The organism is Virgibacillus kimchii, from assembly GCF_055379185.1.
Map to the genome: position 1 here is coordinate 2,169,515 of NZ_AP043951.1, position 20,624 is coordinate 2,190,138.

At 39.2% G+C, this 20,624-nt stretch carries 19 protein-coding genes and 1 pseudogene; 5 read left to right on the forward strand and 15 right to left on the reverse strand.

The annotated features are described in order from the left end of the window. Nucleotides 1–99: 99 nt before the first annotated feature. Nucleotides 100–1,359: a cytochrome P450 gene (locus tag ACZ42C_RS10600; RefSeq protein WP_461180327.1), complete on the forward strand. Its 1,260-nt coding sequence runs from the start codon at nt 100–102 to the stop codon at nt 1,357–1,359. 139 nt (nt 1,360–1,498) lie between these two features. Here ACZ42C_RS10600 and tnpA read toward each other — a convergent pair whose 3' ends face one another. Next, on the reverse strand, nt 1,499–1,831 hold the full coding sequence (gene tnpA / locus ACZ42C_RS10605) for an IS66 family insertion sequence element accessory protein TnpA (protein WP_461180403.1): 333 nt from the start codon (nt 1,829–1,831) through the stop codon (nt 1,499–1,501). A 164-nt stretch (nt 1,832–1,995) separates the two neighbouring features. Here tnpA and ACZ42C_RS10610 point away from each other — a divergent pair. After that, nucleotides 1,996–2,142: pseudogene (locus ACZ42C_RS10610) on the forward strand (FIMAH domain-containing protein); the annotation flags it as partial. 355 nt (nt 2,143–2,497) lie between these two features. Here the strand turns inward: ACZ42C_RS10610 and ACZ42C_RS10615 are convergent. Together ACZ42C_RS10615 and ACZ42C_RS10620 are read right to left on the reverse strand one after the other, a co-directional pair. Continuing rightward, entirely contained in the window at nt 2,498–2,866 is a 369-nt protein-coding gene (locus ACZ42C_RS10615; RefSeq protein ID WP_461180326.1) for a hypothetical protein, read from the reverse strand. Next, a complete protein-coding gene (locus ACZ42C_RS10620; RefSeq protein WP_461180325.1) occupies nt 2,850–3,203 on the reverse strand; it encodes a DUF4176 domain-containing protein in 354 nt (117 codons plus the stop codon). The genes ACZ42C_RS10615 and ACZ42C_RS10620 overlap by 17 nt, the downstream gene beginning before the upstream one ends. Nucleotides 3,204–3,706: 503 nt before the next feature. Here ACZ42C_RS10620 and ACZ42C_RS10625 point away from each other — a divergent pair. Beyond that, on the forward strand, nt 3,707–4,942 hold the full coding sequence (locus ACZ42C_RS10625; RefSeq protein ID WP_461180324.1) for a CynX/NimT family MFS transporter: 1,236 nt from the start codon (nt 3,707–3,709) through the stop codon (nt 4,940–4,942). Nucleotides 4,943–4,966: 24 nt separating this feature from the next. On the opposite strand, the gene ACZ42C_RS10630 is transcribed toward ACZ42C_RS10625, so the two are convergent. Together ACZ42C_RS10630 and ACZ42C_RS10635 are read right to left on the reverse strand one after the other, a co-directional pair. Next, nucleotides 4,967–5,122, reverse strand: coding sequence for a hypothetical protein (locus ACZ42C_RS10630; RefSeq protein WP_461180323.1), 156 nt, complete (start codon nt 5,120–5,122; stop codon nt 4,967–4,969). 304 nt (nt 5,123–5,426) lie between these two features. Further along, complete coding sequence (locus ACZ42C_RS10635; protein WP_461180322.1) at nt 5,427–6,488, reverse strand: HD-GYP domain-containing protein; 1,062 nt, start codon at nt 6,486–6,488, stop codon at nt 5,427–5,429. Nucleotides 6,489–7,151: 663 nt separating this feature from the next. Between ACZ42C_RS10635 and ACZ42C_RS10640 the strand changes: the two genes are divergently transcribed. Further along, a complete protein-coding gene (locus ACZ42C_RS10640) occupies nt 7,152–7,358 on the forward strand; it encodes a hypothetical protein (protein ID WP_461180321.1) in 207 nt (68 codons plus the stop codon). Between the two features lie 605 nt (nt 7,359–7,963). Here the strand turns inward: ACZ42C_RS10640 and ACZ42C_RS10645 are convergent. Genes ACZ42C_RS10645 through ACZ42C_RS10675 form a run of 7 tightly spaced genes read right to left on the reverse strand, consistent with a single transcriptional unit; the run spans nt 7,964 to nt 15,479 of the window. After that, complete coding sequence (locus tag ACZ42C_RS10645; protein WP_461180402.1) at nt 7,964–9,430, reverse strand: sodium/proline symporter; 1,467 nt, start codon at nt 9,428–9,430, stop codon at nt 7,964–7,966. A 2-nt stretch (nt 9,431–9,432) separates the two neighbouring features. Further along, a complete protein-coding gene (locus tag ACZ42C_RS10650) occupies nt 9,433–9,573 on the reverse strand; it encodes a hypothetical protein (RefSeq protein ID WP_461180320.1) in 141 nt (46 codons plus the stop codon). Nucleotides 9,574–9,621: 48 nt separating this feature from the next. Continuing rightward, the gene (locus ACZ42C_RS10655; RefSeq protein ID WP_461180319.1) at nt 9,622–10,653 is read right to left on the reverse strand and encodes a ketopantoate reductase family protein; all 1,032 of its coding nucleotides are present in this window, start codon (nt 10,651–10,653) and stop codon (nt 9,622–9,624) included. 16 nt (nt 10,654–10,669) lie between these two features. Further along, nucleotides 10,670–11,683: an NADH:flavin oxidoreductase/NADH oxidase gene (locus ACZ42C_RS10660; RefSeq protein WP_461180318.1), complete on the reverse strand. Its 1,014-nt coding sequence runs from the start codon at nt 11,681–11,683 to the stop codon at nt 10,670–10,672. Nucleotides 11,684–11,688: 5 nt separating this feature from the next. Continuing rightward, nucleotides 11,689–13,431 carry a M28 family peptidase gene (locus tag ACZ42C_RS10665; protein WP_461180317.1) on the reverse strand — a complete coding sequence of 581 codons (1,743 nt, stop codon included), beginning with the start codon at nt 13,429–13,431 and terminating at the stop codon, nt 11,689–11,691. 21 nt (nt 13,432–13,452) lie between these two features. Beyond that, nucleotides 13,453–14,592, reverse strand: a complete 1,140-nt coding sequence (locus tag ACZ42C_RS10670) for a M20 family metallopeptidase (RefSeq protein WP_461180316.1) — start codon at nt 14,590–14,592, stop codon at nt 13,453–13,455. A 38-nt stretch (nt 14,593–14,630) separates the two neighbouring features. Beyond that, entirely contained in the window at nt 14,631–15,479 is an 849-nt protein-coding gene (locus ACZ42C_RS10675) for a MurR/RpiR family transcriptional regulator (RefSeq protein ID WP_461180315.1), read from the reverse strand. 627 nt (nt 15,480–16,106) lie between these two features. Between ACZ42C_RS10675 and ACZ42C_RS10680 the strand changes: the two genes are divergently transcribed. Continuing rightward, a protein-coding gene (locus ACZ42C_RS10680) for an IS3 family transposase (protein WP_461180314.1) occupies nt 16,107–17,677 on the forward strand; the annotation gives its coding sequence in 2 pieces (ribosomal slippage) (nt 16,107–16,770 and nt 16,770–17,677; 1,572 coding nt in all). A 273-nt stretch (nt 17,678–17,950) separates the two neighbouring features. Here ACZ42C_RS10680 and ACZ42C_RS10685 read toward each other — a convergent pair. The 3 genes from ACZ42C_RS10685 to ACZ42C_RS10695 form a co-directional block, all read right to left on the reverse strand. Continuing rightward, nucleotides 17,951–18,271, reverse strand: coding sequence for a DUF4387 domain-containing protein (locus tag ACZ42C_RS10685; RefSeq protein WP_461180313.1), 321 nt, complete (start codon nt 18,269–18,271; stop codon nt 17,951–17,953). A gap of 21 nt (nt 18,272–18,292) precedes the next feature. Continuing rightward, a complete protein-coding gene (locus tag ACZ42C_RS10690) occupies nt 18,293–19,672 on the reverse strand; it encodes an acyclic terpene utilization AtuA family protein (protein WP_461180312.1) in 1,380 nt (459 codons plus the stop codon). A 102-nt stretch (nt 19,673–19,774) separates the two neighbouring features. Further along, the gene (locus ACZ42C_RS10695) at nt 19,775–20,521 is read right to left on the reverse strand and encodes a GntR family transcriptional regulator (RefSeq protein WP_461180311.1); all 747 of its coding nucleotides are present in this window, start codon (nt 20,519–20,521) and stop codon (nt 19,775–19,777) included. Between the last annotated feature and the right edge of the window lie 103 nt (nt 20,522–20,624).

Below are 20,624 nucleotides of genomic sequence, written 5' to 3' on the forward strand. Positions count from 1 at the left end.
ACAGTAGTCCACATCGAAAAATTGGTGTGGGCTCGTTTATATTAATCATCTAATGGGAATCAAGCTAATATAGAAACAATGAAAATAGGAGAATGATCAATGGAACAAGTACCTAAAACTAAAGTGAAACTAACGGAAACAAAAGAATTAATCAACAAAGGGTATAATCTTTTAAGAGAGCTTCGCGAAGATGTTGGAGCTCCTGTAGTGCAGGCGGAATTTTTAAACCAAGAGATTATAGCTTTTTACGGAGAAGAGGCGACTCGTAAATTTTATAATCCAGAAAACTTTACACGTGTAGGAGCCATGCCTAAACCTGTATTGAAAACGTTATTCGGTGAAGATGGTGTACAAACTTTGGACGGACAGGAACACCACCATCGCAAAAATTACTTCATGGATTTAATGACACCTGAAAGAATGGAAGATTATCGTAAAATATTGGACAGGAATCTAACGAAAGAATTAGACAAGCAACATGGTGAACTTGAGTTGTTTGATTTATCGAATCACGTTTTATTCAACTCCATTAGTGAATGGTCGGGGATCAACATTAAAAAATACGATTCAAAAAAGCTGAAAGAACTTGCCCACAATCAAATCTCCATGATCAGTGGTGCAGTCACTTCCCCTAAAGACCATATCAAAGGAATAACCGACCGAAATGATTCAGAAAAATGGGCTCAAGAGCTCATTAAAGAAGCACGGGAACATCCTGTATCTGAGGAAGAGAATCGTGCGTTATATGTCTTCGCAAATGCGACAGATTTAGACGGGGAGTTGTTGCCGGTAGAAGTAGCGGCAGTTGAATTGCTGAACATTATCCGTCCTACTGTTGCATTGACGGTGTGGATGGCATTAATGGGGCACGCGCTTTTTTCGGAAAAAAATGTTTATGATAAGTTAAAAGCTGATTTCGATAACTTGCAAGATCCTTTCATTCAAGAAATGCGCCGTTATTATCCGTTTTTCCCAATGTTGCCGGCAATTGCGCTTAGAGATGTCGAGATCGATGGTTACGAAATTCCTAAAGACAGTTGGGTCGTATTAGACCTTTACGGAACCAACCATGATGAGCGGACGATCGCTTCCCCAGAGCGCTTTGATATCGAGCGATATATTGGCAGAGCAAAAGATATTTCATATGAAGAACAGTATAAAATGATAGCACAGGGAGGCGGGAATTTCAGGGAGATGCACCGCTGTGCCGGGGAATGGATTACACTCCACAGCATGCGTGTTTTCTCTGATCAGTTGGTTAATAAATATGAATTTACTGTGCCGGAGCAAGATTGGACGATCCCAATGAATCAATTCCCGACATACCCGAACAGTAAAGCATTGTTATTCAAAGAGTAAAATCAAATGATAGCCTAGAAAATTGGATTGTGCATCTAGTTTTCTAGGTTTTTTATGTGTAGGCTTTTTTAAAAAGTGCTTAGTAATTGATGGTGAAAGCAATTATACTTTTTCTTAAAGAGCTCCCACCGTTTGGCGATTATAAAATTATAACGCACCAAGATAACTCAAATGGAATTGGGGGAAGGGGAGCGTAGTTTTGAACGAAGCAGTATATCAGAATAAGTAAACCTAAACGTACGTCAACAGAAATAGCTTCAAAATGAATGAACACAGGCTCTTGGTCCATATGATGTGATACTTCTTTCATGTTGGCCGTCAACCATTGTGAATCGACTGATTTCTCATCGTCACGTTCAAACTTTTGAACCCAATAATACATTTGATGATCTTTCAGTCCTTGTTTCCGGCACCACTCAGCTACACATAAACCACTGGTTTTCCATGTATTAAACCGTGCCTTCCATTCTATTCTTTTGTCTGCTTAATTCATTGCATAACCTCCCGAAATGATTTCTAAGAAGATTATTGCATGATGAATCTATGATTTAAATGTGAGTACTATTTGACGCTTACATGATGCTGCCCCCTCGCTTATTATCAACACATTTGACAGCAATCTGACACTACCAGGAAACAGACCAAATGGACAAAGCTGTCAGACATATGCATGGTTTTCAGGATTTACTGGACCATCAACTGAATCAGGACTCTATTTCTGAGAAGATGTATGGCATGCTTCAGGAATTTAGTGATGATTTATTGGAGGCGTGGGAGTCCTAAACTTTTGACTGGTGCAGTATAAATTGGTGTAAACTTGCCACCCGAAACCTGGGATATGCAGTTTAAGTGCTAGTAACACAATAGTGTTCCTTTTTAAGCCCTTCATTCCTTGTAAGTCAAGAATGAAGGGCTTAATGTTTACCAGTGACTAGAACTCTGATGTAAATAATAACATAAAAAAACCACTCAGAGATTCGAGTGGGGCTTTATAATATAACTTGAAACATAATCGTGACAACTAACTATTTTTCTGTAATTAAATTATTATGTAGGCAACGTTCATACTGATATGCATTTTAATAACTGATTTCGGCAACTATACTTTAACCCATTTGATAAAAGATATATTCTTTTATTATTTCTCCTTAACGTTTTTCATTTTTTTATTAAACCCTATGCTTTTTAAAAAATTCTCTTTGGTCTTCGGATAAACTTTGGTATAGATAAGGGTAAATACCCATGTAGTAAAGATTGTTGGTAATAAAGGAATAAAACCAACTGGATCAACAAAAATGCCAGCAATGATTAAATATAAAACAGCAATGTACATTATAGAAATGATTGATAGAAACATATAAGATGCATACATAAAAGGAGAAATATTTGCTGTTTTTAAGTCCTGATGTTTTAGTTCTTCTTGTAATTTTTTGTCTTTTTTAATTTCCTGTATCGCCATTTTAAAAGGGTAAATTAAGATGTTCTTTAACTTATTCATTTGTTCCATCACCAGTTAATCCCAAGATTTTTTTGCGTAAAATTAACTCCCCTTCCGATTCAAATCCTTTAAAGATTATATCTGTTATTCGTTCGTGATTAAAGAAAACATTGGTATCATCAGACAGATGCCCTTGTGGATATGGACATGCTACGTAATCCCACATTGGTTTCATACATATCCATTTTGTTCCTTTGAAGTCGCTTTTGTTATTTACCAAATCGATCAATGCTTCATTTAAACGACTAAGCTCTTCCTCCTTATTGCCTAAATTTAGACGATAATAATTCATAAGACGCTGAATCTCCATTAACTGTGTATTGATCGTATATAAGTTGTTACTCATTGTGTCACCCCAGCATAGTCAAATCTATTCAAATATTTCTAGTAATTTAATCTTAAGCCATTTTAATGGTAATTTGCAGGGTATTTTTTCCTATTTTTAAATGAAATAAAGAAATAAATATAGGTCCAATAAGTAAAAGATCATAAGAAATAGGGCGAAGTAATGGGGCCCTCATACCATCAAAGGGGATGAAAGACTTGTCCGCCGGCTATGTTCCAACGAAACTGCTGTTTTTTGTCCCCAAATTCTATCCTTTTTTCCTAATTGGCTTTACACCACCTATATGAATGACTATGTTGAATGTGCAGTGTGCTCAACATTTACTTGCCCCCTGCACGGTACATCACTCACTTTGACAAAATAAAACAATACATGAACGCCGCTGTTATGCAAAAACACACACGACACATTTACGGCCTAACAAAAATTTGTCAAGCAAGCAATTTGGTCATAGAATGAACTTGAGATAGAGTATCTTTTTAACTTCAGGGGGTGTGATTTACATGTCCGTTTACAAGTACGAAGATATGAAACGATTTAACCAGACTCTGCTCATTTTCGGGGTTATTTTGATTGCATTTAATTTGCGTCCGTCCATCACAGCAGTTGGGCCGCTTATTGGAATGATCAGTTCTGACCTTCAGCTTCCCGGCTGGAGTCTCGGATTAATCACCAGCTTGCCGTTAATCGGTTTTGCGATCATGTCTCCAATTACACCTCTATTGAGCAGAAGGTATTCCAATGAAGTGGTCGTGATCGGTGGAATGGTGACTTTAGCCATTGGGATGGTTTTACGTTCGATTCCGATGATCTTTTTTTTGTTTGCCGGAACAATACTCATCGGAGTTGGTATTGCCGTAGCAAATGTGCTGCTTCCCGGTATTATTAAAGAAAGATTTCCTGACAATGTTGGAATGATGACCGGCGTATACTCCACGGCAATGGGACTCATGGCTGCGCTGGCTTCCGGGTTGAGCATTCCACTTGCAGGACTTTTCAATAACAGCTGGGAATTATCGCTTGCTGTATGGATTATTCCTGCAGTACTCGGTATTGCAGTTTGGACGTATTTTGTTCGCCACCGAACATCGGCGGACGAAGTGGAAGTACAATATATTGCAGCAGACCAGGTAAAGATGTGGCGTTCCAGACTTGCATGGGAAGTTTCCATTTTCCTCGGTTTACAAGCGCTTTTTTATTATGTCCTTATAGCCTGGCTTCCTTCCATTTTGCAGGAAAATGGCCTTTCCAACGAGTTTGCAGGATGGATGCTTTCCTATTCGCAATTTATAGGTCTGCCGTTTGGACTTTTTTTACCTATACTCGCCGGAAAACTAAAATCACAAACGCGTATCACTGTTGGTATCTCTTTACTTGCCATCGCTGGAACTTGTGGTCTCTTTTTCAGTCAATCATCCATCATTATGTTTACGAGCGTGACCCTGGTCGGCCTCACTTCCGGTGCCTTGTTCCCTCTTTCTCTAGCATTTTTGGGAATGCGGGCCGGCAATGCACAGCAAGCTGCTGAATTATCAGGGATGGCTCAGGCCTTAGGCTATTTTCTCGCAGCAATAGGCCCCATTGCTGCAGGTTATCTGCGTGACCTGGGCGGAAGTTGGCATGTGCCTTTAATCGTTTTAATCGTCTGCCTTATTTTCATGACAATAGCCGGCTACGGCGCCGGAAGAAACCGAACGATTAGCGACGAGTATCAGGCGATGGCAGGCAATAGGAATTGACAAGGGACGTTTCGCTGGTGCCTGTCACTCCCCGGTTTTTGTCGAGTTATGTCGACTGAGTTGAGAGGCGAACAGTGCCAGGCACTGTTCGGTTTGGCACTGTTCGGTTATCTCCTCCCCTATCTCGATTGCCGCAGATTGATAAATCCGCTGTTGCTTTTTTAATGTTGTAAATTCCATAACAACCTCCTGCTTTACGGACCAGTGGACAGTGCAGACAATGCAGAAAAAAGAAACAATATCACAGTTTTTTCTCTATAACTTTTTGAAGGAATGATCGAACAGTCAAACCAACTGTTATCCTTATCACCACATCCAGTGACCGATTGGAAGGATACCTTATTGATGTTTGATTCCGGCTTTTAGTATTTTTGACAAAAAGAAAACAGTCATTGGAAAGCCAAGCTCCCTAATGACTGTTTGCTGAAACCAAACCTTTTCTATGTAAAAAGGCCCGAATCCACACTAGCACATGCTGAAGAATTTAAAACTTTATAATCCTATCAACCTTAACCGACCGATCAAGCGGCATTTCAATGGGATTGGATTTATCCCTCTCTTTCAGAACCGGAAGATATGGTGCACTTTCGTTGGTATCAATCACTTTTGCCTGGGTGCCGGTCGTCAATTCTACGATGGAATTCAACGGGAAAATATCCAGCATTCTAAAAAAGGTGTAAAAGTAATAGTCTTCCACCATCTTACATTCTTTCAGTAAGATCGCTTCGGCAATGGTAGAATTGTATGCATGACGATATGGACGCACCTGTGTTAATGAAGAATACACCTCCACGATTGATATCGCTTTGATCTCTTCACCAATCTGGTCATTTTTAAGCCCTTCCGGATAACCACTTCCGTCCACACGTTCATGGTGGTATCTTGCTAAATTAGCTACATATTCCGGGAATTTTTGCTGTTTTAAAATATCATAGCCGTAAATGGTGTGCTTTTTTACTAATTCATATTCTTCCTGGCTTAATTTCGATGACTTTGTCAAAATGCTTTGCGGTATTTCTAGTTTCCCTATGTCGTGCAGTAAACAACCAGCGGCAAATTGCTCGATTTTCTTAAACTTTAATTTCCTGGCAAATAACGCCCCTAATATAAAGACATCAAATGACTGTTGATACGCATGATCATCCCACGCCCTTAGTTTATCTATTAATTTATAAATCTTTTTATGGGACATCAGTTTGATAAATAGATCCTCCACCCACTTGTAATCAGCGGCATCATTAAGCGCAAAACCATACCGGTGTTCATGGCCCAGGTTCAGCAGGTTATTAAAAAAGATCTTCTTGATTTCCTCCACATCAGGTACAGCAACATCCTCCGTCTCCGTTTCCTGATCAGTTTGTTTATGTACTTCATCTTCCACTTTTACACTGTAAACGTCGACAGTTGAAATACCCCATAAATTCAATTTCCAAATCATGGGTTCCGTTAGCACGGTTTGCTTTTTTAAAACAAGTATATTCCCTCTAAAGATATCCTTTTTTAATACATGCCCCGCTTCTAAATCTTTCACACGAACAACAGGCAACCCCATACACCCCCGTTAATTTTTGAACTGCATAGAATCAATCCGGGACCAACAGACAAACTACTATCCGTATCTTCCGGTTATGTATAAGATAATTTATCGAAAAGAATGTTAGTGTGTCCGCTGCCAATCAAAAGAGCATACATCAAACACCATTTTAAAGCATCCTCTCAAGATCAGGCTGTTTTAATACAAAAATTTCTGATTTTTTATCCCCCATCAAATCTCCTGCCTTTCATGCTCTTTTGTTATCAAAGAAGAAATAATGCTTATAATTGAATGTGAAATTAGTTATTTATGCCTATTATAACATAATTTTCGTTATTATATAGTTCTTTTTTACTAAAAACATGCGTTCCTGTTTGTACCTTTCTCTATTTGAACCGACCTCCTCCAAATTCAGCCTGCCATCTTATGCAATGAACCATAAAAAAGCCCCCCTGTATCCATGGTCATGCTTGTTTTGGCATGTCACTTTATACAAGAGGTTATACTGGACTGGACCGGTTCATTCCAGTGGCAGAAGATGGCTCTTCATAAATATGTACGAACAACGGCGCTATCCCTTATGCATCCATCGCTTCAATTGTTTTATCGGCATTGGTTTGGCAATATAATAACCCTGCACCAAATCCACTTCCGGAACTGGGAGTTGTCGTGCTCTTGGAGAAAAAGGACGGAATGTTTATCGCACACATATTGGAGATGGCAAAAGATGAAGATTCCTTCTTTCCCATTCAGGAATTAGCTTCCTTCAGCTTTAGTACAAAGGGAGAGATGAAAGATTTCGTCAAACGGCTGCTGGATATGAGCGGATTGGAGATGCTTGTGTTGTTGAATCCGTTGCCGCGTACGGTGGAGAAAAAGTAAGACTTTCATGACTACAAGTAGATGGTGGTTTGAATTCGTTCAGAGTAACTTTATATTTATATAATAATTACCCTCCGAACCTATTTAAAAAGTGGTAGCGGTTTCAATACAATCCTCTTAGTGAAACGTATCTGACTCATGAGGGGTAGGCATCTTTTCTCAATCCATCAATCCTGTTAAAAACAGTATAAGTCTCAACAGCTAAAAAATCCGATAGTTGAATCACTTTCTAAGAAACAAAACATCAATCAAGCATTCTCAATTTATCTTAAAAATAGTATTTTGTTGAATATATTAGATCCAACCTTTTAAAGGTTAATTGAGGGCTGTAACTGCTTAACTATAATAGACCATTTCTGCTAGATAAGGATGGACACTTTTTGGGAGAGTATCTCTCAAATGGTTAGTTTCGGCCTTCCCCCTTTAGCCAGGAACGAACAAAACAGACGGAACCATTACATAAAGCAAAAGTAATGATCCCGTCAAAAGTCGTAACATATAACTTATATCAAAAGTTTAACAACCATACTATAACTTCCAAAGACCTCATTTCTTTATTCCACACCGTAGTATACATAACCCAGGAGAAACCAACTGAACAATCCTTACTTCTTCCAAACTTTCCTAGCCTGAGCCAATTCTTTCCTTACCTGCTCAATCTCCGGCTGTTCCGTCAGCTTACTTACTACAATAATAACAATAAATGAAACAAGGATAGCCGGCAGTGCTTCGGTCATGATGAAAGAAATTTCCGGTACAAATGTATCCCATAAAACAACGGTAATAAATCCAGAAAACATACCTGCAACTGCACCCTGATTCGTGAGCTTATCCCAGTAAAGAGAGACAATAAGAACTGGGGCAAATGTTGCTGCTAAGCCTGCCGAGGCATATACCGTAATCCAGAATACAGACTCGGAACTGTAAATCGCCACAAGTGTTGAAGCTATACCTACAATAGCGATAAATAAACGGGTAGTGAAAATAATTTGCTTATCAGTTGCATTCTTATTAATATATTTGCGGTACACATCTTCACCGAAAGTCGATCCGGCAGAAAGCAGCTGGGAATCCGCCGTTGACATTAACAAACCGAGAAATACTGCAATCATGAGTCCTGCAAATAATGGGTGTGTAAACTCTATCAGTGCCACCGGAAATATATACTCCGGGTTATCAATAGCAGGCAAAAGCACTCTTCCTGCATATCCAACAAGGAATGCTCCCCAGTACGTTATAGATAAAGCAGTTAATGTGATAGCAAACGATTTCCGTACTTCCGATGAACTTGATATCGCAAAGAAACGAATCGTATCATGCGGCCTTCCGATAATGGCAACACCCAGACTTAAATATCCAAAAATAAGACCAAACAATGTAGATCCTGCTGCACCCATGTTGGCTGAAATCATTCCCGAATCTTCTACACCGACTTGAGATACGATTGCAGACCATCCGCCTGCTTCAAATACCAAATATATTCCCAAGATCGCAGTACCTACCACCACTATAATTCCTTGAAAATAGTCTGTTATAGATACACCGGCGAATCCGCCAAATAAACAATAGATCGTCACAATTACACCAGCAATTAAAACAGCTACAGTCGGGTTAATATTAAATACTGTTTCAATCGTCATTCCTCCTGCAGCAAGCTGCGACCCCACATACACCGACATAAACACGACGATAGAAATTGCAGATATGATCCGGATCAAATGCGGATTGCCCCGCACCCTTTTTACGAAATAATCCGTATAGGTGTATGCATTAAGAATTTCAGAATAATTTCTAAGTCGTTTTGCAATCACCATATAGGAAAATGCAAAACCTAAATTATACCCAATCAATGTGTAAAACGAAGACGGACCAAGTGTGTAAACCATGCCAACGAAACCGATCAATACAAATGCACTCATTCCTGAAAATGCATAGCTGATCGCCGTAACCCAACTGCTAATTGCGCGGCCACCTAAATGGAACCCTTCTCGTGTATCTGTAAATTTATACGAGTATACACCAATTCCTACGAGGACAATGAAGTATATTATAATTGGCAATATCATCAGCATATTCACTTCATATCCCCCTCTTCCCCATATACATCATAACTTTCTTTTTTTCCTTTTATATAATAGAAGATGGAAAAAGCAGTTATAGCTCCCGGTATAAGAACAACCACAGCCCACGCTCCTAAAGTCCAACCAAGAAACATCACAATCTCTCCTTATCTCATCTGTGTGTTATAAAAACACTTCCTGATCTAAATTTTCTCAATCATCAGTTGTAAATTATCTTCACTCATCTCACGTTCACCATTTTCGATTTCCTCAATAATCTTCACAAGTATTTTCAGTAATGTCATTGAAAGACCAATTGATTCTCCTTCCGCAATAATCGGATTCATCTGCTGAGGAACCTCTGTTTTCCTCTTACGAACAGCCAGATCCCGCCAGATGCCGGTTCTGGTTTTTGTATAGCCTCTTAGCCTGTTTACAAGAACGCCGAATTGCTCGTCAAGCTTGTCTTCCTGTAATTCCGGAAAAACATAAGCCGGTTCCCAATCATCAAAAAATTCCGGTGTAACTCCCTTTTTATCTGCAACCTGGAGCACTTCCTGCCCCAGTGCGATGACCAGCGGACGATACTTTTTGCTTTCAATAAAATCAGCAATAGTCACATTCGAGGTGGCACTGGCTGTAAGAATTGCTCCATATGCCAATTTGCTCCATAAATAGCCAGTAATATTATTTGTTTTCTTAGCGTCACCCCAATATTGCAGGGCTCCAACCAACTGGGTGACACGCTCACTGTCTTCTCCATCCAATTCACCAATATACAGGCTTCCTACACCGCCATAAGATATCACGCCAGGTTCGAGATAATCTGCGAACAGATTTACGAAACAACCGACCGTTCTTTCTTCACCTACTTCTTTGGCAATGGTTTCTTCATTTAGACCGTTTTGAAAAGAAACAATATACCCATCTGGAGCAAGTAAACCGGAAATGGATTTGACCGCTGATTCTGTATGCTGTGCTTTTACCGCCAATAGAACAGTTTGCAGTTTTTGATTCCTCTTTTTAAATTCTTCCACCGTATAAGCTTGAACCGGTACGGTAAACGAATCACCAATGGTCTTAATGGTAAGACCGTCCTGATTCATTTTTTGCACATGCTCTTCATTTACATCCAGGAAAGTGACATTATATCCGCCTTTTACAAGGTAGGCACCAATCACGCCGCCTATAGCTCCCACCCCGAGGATCGTAATATTCAGATTATCTGTCTTCATGTCTTGTATATCCTCCTTACATGTATCCTAAATTGTATTCGCCGGGTAATTCGAATTTGTACCCTAGTTGCTCTGCAGCTTCTTTTGCCCAGTAAGGATTTCTTAGCATTCCTCTTCCTACCGCTACTAAATCTGCATTGTCTTCTTTAATGACCATTTCAGCTACATCCGGGTTTTCCAGCCGTCCGACAGACATTACAGGAATATCAAACTTATCGCGGATCTCTTTTGCATATCCTGTCTGATACCCCGGATAGACATCCGGCCTATTTACCGAATCGCCGCCGGTTGACACATCAAACATATCTACTCCTGTATCAATAAATGTTTGAGAATGTTTCAATATATCATCAAATGAATAGCCCCGGCCATTGTACTCCACCGCGGAAACTCTCATGATGAGCGGCATACTGCTTGGCATTTCCGATTTAACTGCCTCAATCACTTCTTTTGCAAATAACACATGGTCCCCGTATTTATCTGTTCTTTGATTAGATGCCGGGGACAAAAATTGATGAAGCAAATAACCGTGTGCCCCGTGAATTTCTATCGTGTCAAATCCGGCTTCCACGGTGCGCTTTGCACCTTCTGCAAACAATTCCACGATTCTCTCCACTTCGTCTGTTTTCAGCTCCCGCGGCATTGGAGATTTATCCGAAAATGGAATAGCGGAAGGGGCTACAATATCTCCGCCTTCAATTACTGATTTTCTGCCGGCATGGGCTATTTGCAAGCCGCTTTTGGCGCCGTATTTATGGATTTCCTCATTTATTTTCTTAAAAGCTTCCACTTGCTCATCATTATATATACCTAAGCAATTTTCTGTAATTCTGCCCCTTGGTTCTACGTTGGTCATCTCCGTTAAAATCAGCCCTGTTCCTCCAATGGCTCTGGATACCAGATGTACCATATGCCAATTTTCAGGAACGCCTTTCCCGTTGTCAGCCTTGTACTGACACATTGGAGAGAGGGCAATTCTGTTTTTTAATTCCAAATTCTTTAATTTGTATGAATCAAATAGGGATGTCAATCCAATCACTCCTTAAATATTTTTTCCATATAATCATTGGTAAGTTGAATTAGTGATCTAAATATAAAATTCACTTTGTTTGCTTTGCGCACCACTGTTGTTTCAATCACTTTTCTTTCTTCAAATGGAAGTTCTTCATTATATTTCCTCGCGTCTTCCAGCAGTGGCAAGGGAGCCATAGGTGCTGCAGCATCATGATCAAATTCATTTTCTCTTACATAGTTTAACCGCACCAGTCCTCTGGAAACTTCCATATTCCATTTGTTATACAGTTGAATCTGCACTTCATTTTTCTGTGCTAGATTAGAAAATTGCCGCTCCATTTGTTCAATTTCTTCTTTTAATGTTTGAATTCTACTCTTTGCTTTCATTAAAACAAGCAGATCTGGCATGTTTTGTGTATAGGATGCAATATATCCTTCCAACTCTTCAACTGCTGCCAGCTGATTCACCTTTATCACAGGTGCTGTACAAACATCCAGCACTATGGAAAGGTAAATTCTGCAATCTCTTTGCAAAAATGCCGGGCTGAGTTTGTCGATGGTGTCTTCGGTCGTATGCCACCACCAGCCAAATCCTCCACCTTTTCCACCGCCAAACAATTTATTAAAAGCTTCATTTGCAGGTGAATCAACTGGTTCCTGTTCGGATAGACCCATAAGCAAGGAAGGTACGCCAGGTCCCCAGAAAGATTGATCCCCAGCACGACCATAACGGGTGGAGGAAAAATCTTCTCCCGCAATTTCCTTTATCGCATCTGCAGCAATTCGCTTGGTTTCCTGCATGGCATTTCCTTCAGACAATACAACGGAATTTTCCCCGCCAACAGAATCAATATTTAAATGAAGTACACAATGATCATGAAGGTCTTCCCAGTTTTCATCCGCATATAAGGCAGATCCAGCGTATCGTCCATGAGAATGGCCGGACCAGAAAGCAAGTTTTAATGAACGATATAATTCCGGTTTGTTTTCTCCAATAATTCTTGCAACTTCCAACATCGTCGCATTGGCACTCCCGTTATCCATTGCACCATAATGCCAGGAATCAATATGGCCAGAGAACAATACATAGTTATCAGGATCCACAGTGCCTTTAAAGTCAGCAATCAAAGTAGGTATTTCACGCCATTTCGTCTCTACTTTTGCTTTTAACGTACAAACAGTTGACACTTCATTATCCAGCAGTTCCTTTATCTTCTGACCATCTGTGTAATTAATAGAAAGGACAGGTATTTTCGGATAGTCCTCCGATTTTTCCAAGGTAGGATTTCCCCACACGGTTGAAACAATCATTTCATGCGTATATGCTGCATTAATAAAAATAGCTGCCGCTGCTCCAGCTTTTTCAGCAGTATTTAATGCACCCGGCGTAGCTAGTCCATTAATTAACACCGCTTTTCCTTTAACATACTCATTTTCATATTCTTTTTCAGATCCTTCTCCCACGCTTACTAATTCAGCAGTGATTCCAGACCCCGGGGTAGACACTGCCATGGAATGGGTAATTGATGGATATGCTGTATGATTTACTTCCAGATCTGCCGAAACGGGATAACTTATATATCCATGTCTTTTATACAGGTTTGTTTGAAAGCCGAATTTACGTAATTGCGCCTCCGCATATTGAAAAGCCCGCCACTCTTCCTCAGAACCGGAAGTTCGAACTTCCTTGGAAATATTTTTCGTAAACGCCATTAACCTCTCCTGACTTACTTTTTTCAATAAATTATTATTGTTATCTGCCATGAAACGATACACTCCTTTCTGCTATTTCCCATACGTAGCCAGTAGCATTGCCAGCAGCGCACTCCTTTTTGGCATCTCACTTAAAATTAAGTGCTCATGATTGGCATGCGCGCCGTCTCCTACTGCACCCAAGCCGTCAAGAGTGGGTGCAAGAGGGGCGGTAAGATTGCCATCACTTCCTCCCCCTGTCTCTTTATCGGTAAGTTCCATTCCGATATAGGTTTCAGCCAAGTGCTTCGCAGTTTTGAATAAACTTACAACTTCAGCCGTACGTTCAAGCGGGGCCCGGTTGGCTCCTCCTGTCACGTTTAACTGAGCTCCCTCTAATTTCGGCTTCAAATTCAGCATCGTTTCAATTGCCTTATCAAATTCTGCCTGTGTTTTTGCTCTTAAATCCACTTCGGCAGATGCTTTTTCCGGTATCACATTGCTTCCAGTTCCACCCATAACTTTGCCAACATTAAAGGTAGTGCCTGTATTAAAGTCGTTCATTGCTTCAATATCTAGCGTTTGCAGGGCGAGCTCTTGAATGGCACTTACTCCTTTATCCGGATCGATACCAGCATGCGCAGGAATCCCGCTTGCCTCTACATTAAAAATCCCCACCCCTTTTCTCGATGTTTTCAAGCTTCCTTCCTCACTCATCCCAGGTTCAAGGACAAAAACAACATCACTTTTTTCTGCTTCCTTTTCAATTAACTCTCTGGAAGAGGGATTACCAATTTCTTCATCTGAATCAAAGAAAAATACTACTCTTTTATTCATTGGGACATTTAACTCTTTCAGTGTTTTCAAGGCAAATAATCCTTGAATGATGCCGCCTTTCATATCGAAAGTCCCAGGTCCGGCAACTTTGCCATCTTCCATTTTGAAAGGCATAGTGTTAATAGTTCCTTTTGGCCAAACGGTATCAAAGTGTCCTAAAATCAGAATCTGACCTTCACCGCTTCCCCATTCTCCCCTTATATGATCTCCGTAGGTCTCATCAGGTATCGTGATTGTCGTGCCTCCGGTAAGTTCTTCAAATGTCTTTGCAAGCCATCCTCCCAGTTCATCCACCAATTCCTTATCATGAGATGGTGATTCCTTCGTAACAATTTTTTCTAAATATGTATACATTTCGTCTTTTTGTGCTTCCAGATGCTGATAAATATTCTTCATTTTGTCCTCCTTGCCAATCCATATTCATGTGTTCACGTTTATTCAAGAACCATTTTTTCTTTTGAATATAAATTCAGAATTTTATTGACGTGCGTTGAGATCTTGTCTTCATATTTTTCTTCTATCCCGGCAGTTAATAAATTTAAATAAGTCATTACACTGGACATCGATATCATAACCTTAGAATGCACTTCGATATCTGCAGTAAGACAAATATCTGCCATGCGTCCTACAGGTGACAGCCTTCGATCCGTCAATGCAATAATTTTTGCACCTTGCTTTTTGGCCATCTCAGCCAGCCTCAATGTTTCTGCAGCGTAGCTCGGCATGGAAATCAAAAAGAAAACAGTATTGCTATTTTCCCCCACATAATTTTCAAAGGGGTTGAGTTCAGCTGATAGAAAGGTTACACGATCCCTCATCAAACTCATCTTTAAATGAAACCAATGTGCTGCAGAATAAGACGCAAGATGACCACCAATTTTTAACTGTTCAGCTTCCATTAATAGTTCAATGGCTTGATTGAAATTCTCTTCATCCAGGTTATCCAGCATCTGTTGCAGAATAAAAATATCCTTTTTAATAATTTCTTTAAAAGAATTACGCTTGGGATCTTCCTCCTCATCCTGCATCTCTATGGATTTTATTCCTCCGGCAGACTTTAAAAAATGCTTTTGCAGACTTTTTTGCAACTGGGAAAAACTATCAAAACCCAGGTTATAGGATAGTCTGATGACGGTAGTTTCACTCTTATCCACTGCATTGGCTATTTGGGCAACTGTAGACATGCTGAACTCAAATGGATTAGCCGACAAATACTTTGCTACTTGCTTCTGGCCCGGCGGGAGCTTGTCATACTTACCAGCTACTATTTTTTCTATATCCAATGATATCTACTCCAATCGGAAGAAGAATTATCTCCTACTTTTTTACTTTATAAAGTATTATATAATTCTTTGATTAGCTATATATGATATATTAATCTAAAAATTAATGCAAGTACTATTTTCAAATTTGTCACTATCTTTTTGTTATTTGTATATAACTGCTAGAATGTTATCCAGTATATTCATTTTTTTAACCCAATTTTATTAAAAATTCTTTTGCACTTTTCTATCTTTTATCATAGCCCCTCTTTCCCTCTCCCACGATAATTGGGCCCCTAAACTGATCATCAACCCTATTGGCATGGATGTGAAGAGTGAACGTAGCGTAACCGGGGCTGTAAAAACACCGACAGATGCTCACACGTTACTTGCCTCCCATTAGATCTTATGACCGACATGTTGTATATACCGGGTTTATTTTAGGAAATAAGGATGTGAGAGCGTGTAATTTGTGGTTAAATCGCACCAACTATTTACCGGATATTAGAGATGGACAAAGATGGGTTTGATGGAAGATAGTATTAAGCAACAAGTATGAGGTAAATCCCACTATTAGTATGATATGCTCCCAATATAGTAGACAGAGAAATAATAAAAATCTCTACTACTATAAAGGGGGCATTTATTATGTCTAAAAGAAGGACGAAACATACCCTGGATGAAAGAATTCAAGCTGTATCAAGTGTGATTGAGGATAAAAAGTCAGTGCATACAATTGCTGGTGAGTATTCTGTTGACAGAACCACAATTAAATCATGGGTTCATAAGTATCAAACAGACGGTGTGGATGGTCTTAAAGAGAAAAAGAAACGGATGAGATATTCAAAGAAACTTAAAAAGAAAGCTGTCGAATACTACCTCAATGGGGAGGGTAGTCAAAGAAAAACTTGTGAAAAATTCAATATCTCAGACCCGTATGTTTTACGTCAGTGGATAAAGCTTTATACTAGTGGAAAAGAGATAAAATCCACTAGTAAAGGAAGAGGACTAATGACAAAGGGGCGTAAAACAACATTTCAAGAGCGGATAGAAATTGTTCAATATACAATTGCCAATGATTTTAATTATCAAGAGGCTATAGAAAAATATCGAGTTTCTTATCAACAAGTGTATAGTTGGGTTCGTAAATATCAACAGGATGGGGAGCAAGCTCTTCAAGACCGCCGGGGAAAGACTCTGGAGTCAAAGTCTACTCTTACAAAGGAAGAAGAATTTCAACTTCGTATAAAAGAACTGGAACATCGTAATCAATATCTAGAAGCAGAGAATGGTCTTTTAAAAAAGTTGAAGGAAATCGAAAGGAGGTCGGGGATGCGCGATTAGGAGAAAAATTACACGAGTTTCAGGCTATCCATGACTATCATGAAGAAACCGAGGTACCGATTCTATTACTCTGTCAAATCTTAGATGTATCCCGCTCAGGGTACTATAAATGGTTTAAACATACTCCTACAGATTGTCAAAAAGAAAATGAATGGCTAATAGATCAAATCAAGGTTATATTTAAGAAAAGCAATGGGAACTTTGGCTATAGACGAATCACAATGACCATCAACCGCAAATACGAGAAACAATATAACCCGAAAAGAATTCGACGTTTAATGATTAAATTGGGCTTAAAATCTCGTATTCGACGATCGAATGGGTATTCAACGAAGACAAGCTATGAAAACATCGAAGAAAACATTTTAAATCGTGAATTTACTGCAGAGAAACTAAATGAAAAGTGGGTAACGGATATCACGCATATGCATTATGGTTTTGGAAACAAAGCTTATTTAAGTGCCATTAAAGACCTTTATGACGGTTCCATTATTGCTTACCAGATTGGACGTAATAATGACAATCCGCTGGTTATGAACACGCTAAAAGCAGCTATAAAAGCGAATCCTGACGCAACTCCTTTAATTCATAGTGATCGCGGTTCGCAATATACATCAAAGGAATACCGTTACATAACCACAAAAGCCGGGATGACTCGTAGTATGTCTCGTGTTGGCAACTGCATTGATAATGCACCTATTGAAAGTTTCTTCGGTCATTATAAGTGTGAGAGTTATAATTTAAAGAATTACAAGAGCAATGAAGAGTTAGAGAAGGATATTGATAAGTACATTAAGTTTTATAATGAGGAACGATACCAAGAGAAATTAAACAGCCTAGCACCGTTAGAATACCGGTACCAGGCTGTGGCATAGATTTTTTGTTTTTTCACTGTCTACTTGACAGGGCGCAGTTCAGTAGAGATGGGATTTATTTTATTTGTTCGGAAATAATGCCACAAAAGAGAAAAATGCTAAATTTAATATAAAATGGCGTAACTTAGAGGAATTATACAAAGCATAAAACAAAACCTCCTATAAAAAATATAGGAGGTGAGCAGTCACATTTTTTCGTTCTTTCTATCTAGTAAAGCGTCAAAAGATTGGCAGCAAAATCATTCGAACATACGGTAATCATCATTAAATAACTTAAACCGGAACTTCGACATCCAATAATGGTGCATACTGCTGGCTTCCAAAAATATCGCCGTCACCAGGACTTCCACTCGGTTGATTCCTTCTTAAGGTAAACTTGATCGCATATGCCGGATCGAATTGCACAAAATCTGTGACCCTTTCCATTGGAATATCATAAAGTTTCGCCACCGATTCCTTTGTTAACACATCGCTTTGACATACGAGATCATACTCTTCTTTTTCTCTGAAGATAATATCAAACGTGATCTTATCTGTTCCAGCATTTTTGGAACGAATTGTTTTCGCCAAATCATTTAATGTTTTTTTCGACATTCCTATTCACCCTCTCATCAATTATACTTCAACTTTTTGGTTTACTTCCTCCACTTGAACATCAAACAGCTCAAGTGCATCCTCAACAGGCACTACATGGTTCATCGTCCATTCATAGGTCGGCCCTGCATAAATAACATCATCAATTAAATAAGCTGCTGTTCCCGCTGTTCCTTTTACCTGAGGTAGTCTTGCATAAAAGATTTGCCTTGTAGCAAAGAGTGTTAACTCTTCTGCAGTAACCTTGGAATCAGCCACACCCTCTACTACAATTCCTAATTCATGAGATTTAATTTCTTTAACAGGTTCCAGGTCTCCCATCACACCGTTTTTCCCAAAAATACGAAAATTCAAGTGATATTCCTCTCCTGCAAATTCCTTCTCTACCTGTTCATATGCAAATTCAATGACATCATCGATATGTTCAATCGTATAAGGATCCCGTACGCCGGCAATGCCAAGGAACTTTTCACCAACCATCCCTGACCCTTCAAGTTTTACTTTTATATCACCTTCTACAGGAACATATTTCATTCCCGTAATTTTCGTTGTTTTTTCATCATATTGTTCATAATGACAGTTTTTCATGTCCAACATGCCACCAGCAAAATATTCATAATAAGGATTCGCTCTTTCATACATCGCGTGTCCTGCAACAGATGCCACTGTGCAGCGCTGGTCGGGGTGCATCGCCGTTACTTTTACATCATCATGGGTAATGGTCCCGATTACGCTTTCTTTTGCGCCATATGGCTCTGCACAAAAAGATGCACATTCTAAAACCTTGCCTAAATAGTAAGCATTGGCTTCAGGAAAACCTTCACGAATAGCTGGAGCTGCAAAAATGGCTACATCACTGGATCTCCCACCAATGATCACGTCCGCTCCCATATCAAGCGCTTCAATAAACGGATGTACTCCTGCTACCGCCACAATACGATCGGTTTTTTTCACATCTTCCACTTTAAGATTTTCCCGTTCATCCAACCCTTCAATAACAATTTCACTTGACAATTTTTCCTTCAAGTAATTTTTCTCCACTTCAGAATAAAAGTAAGCTATTTTAAAAGAGGGTAAGTCATGTTCTTTTGCTAAATCTTTAATCATCTGAACATACATATCGACACGACTATTTGCGCCTGTATCTCCTGAAGAACCAATCAGCATAGGTACTCCTTGTTCTCTGGCAGCCAGTAGCATGAGTTCCAAGTCATGTTTTTGCCAATTATACATACTCACCGATCTATCAGATCCAAGCGCAGAAGCACCAATATCATCACTGCCTGAATCACAGCAATAATAATCAGGCTTTGTAGCAGCTGCTAAATGGAAACTTTCTTCTTTGGTTGGAGCAAAACCAAGATGACCGTTTGGACTAACAATACGTAACTCCTTTTTCATGATAATCCTCCTCAGTGGTTATAATGTGTTATAACAATGAGTTTATCACAAATTGAAGTTATGTCAATTCTGAAAATATACCCGTTTTAGAATATACATAGGTTAGTTAATTAAAGTACGTGTTGCAAAAAACTTGTATTTATCCCCACGGTAATAGGACTCACGGTACTCAAGCGGTATTTGATTTTCATAGACTATGGAAGTAATTTTCAGTAAAGGAAACCCTTTGTCTATTTTTAAATGATCGGCAACCTCGGCACTGGCTCCCATTGCTTCGAAAGTTTGTTCAAGATGGGTAGGTGTTACTGAATCAATGTCATTATATATATCCAGAGTAGAAAAAGGGATTTGCTTCACTCTAAATTCTTCTGCTGTCTCCATTGCCTCTTTTCCTATTTTTTCGGAAAAAAATGAATTATAGTAAACAATGGGGTAGTTATCCCCTAACCCTACAAGTTGCATATTATAAATAATATCCATAATATTTGTATTTAAGAGCTTGGCTAGTTGAAAGTCTCCTGATATTCTGTCTCTTTTGATAACCTCTGTAGAAGCAACGAGACCTAATCTCTCTACTGTGTTTTGAAAGTTGTTTATGGTATCAATTTCTTGTTCCACTTTAGGGGTGGATACAAATGTGCCTACCCCATGTATTTTTGTGACCAGCCCTTCTTTCTCAGCTAATGCTATTGCTTGACGAACAGTAATTCTACTCACACCGTATTGTCCTTCAAGCTCTTTTTCTGATGGAAGCTGGTCATTTGGTTTCAGCTCTTTATTCTGTATTTGTTCTTTTAATTTATCTTTCAATTGTTCATACATTGGTGTTTTTAACCCTCGTTTTATCATAAGAGGTACCTCCTAGTAAATAACATAAGTATAACCAGTCATCATAATCATTATAACCAAATACGTAAGAATTTCCATCTATTTATATTTTATTAAAAGTTTT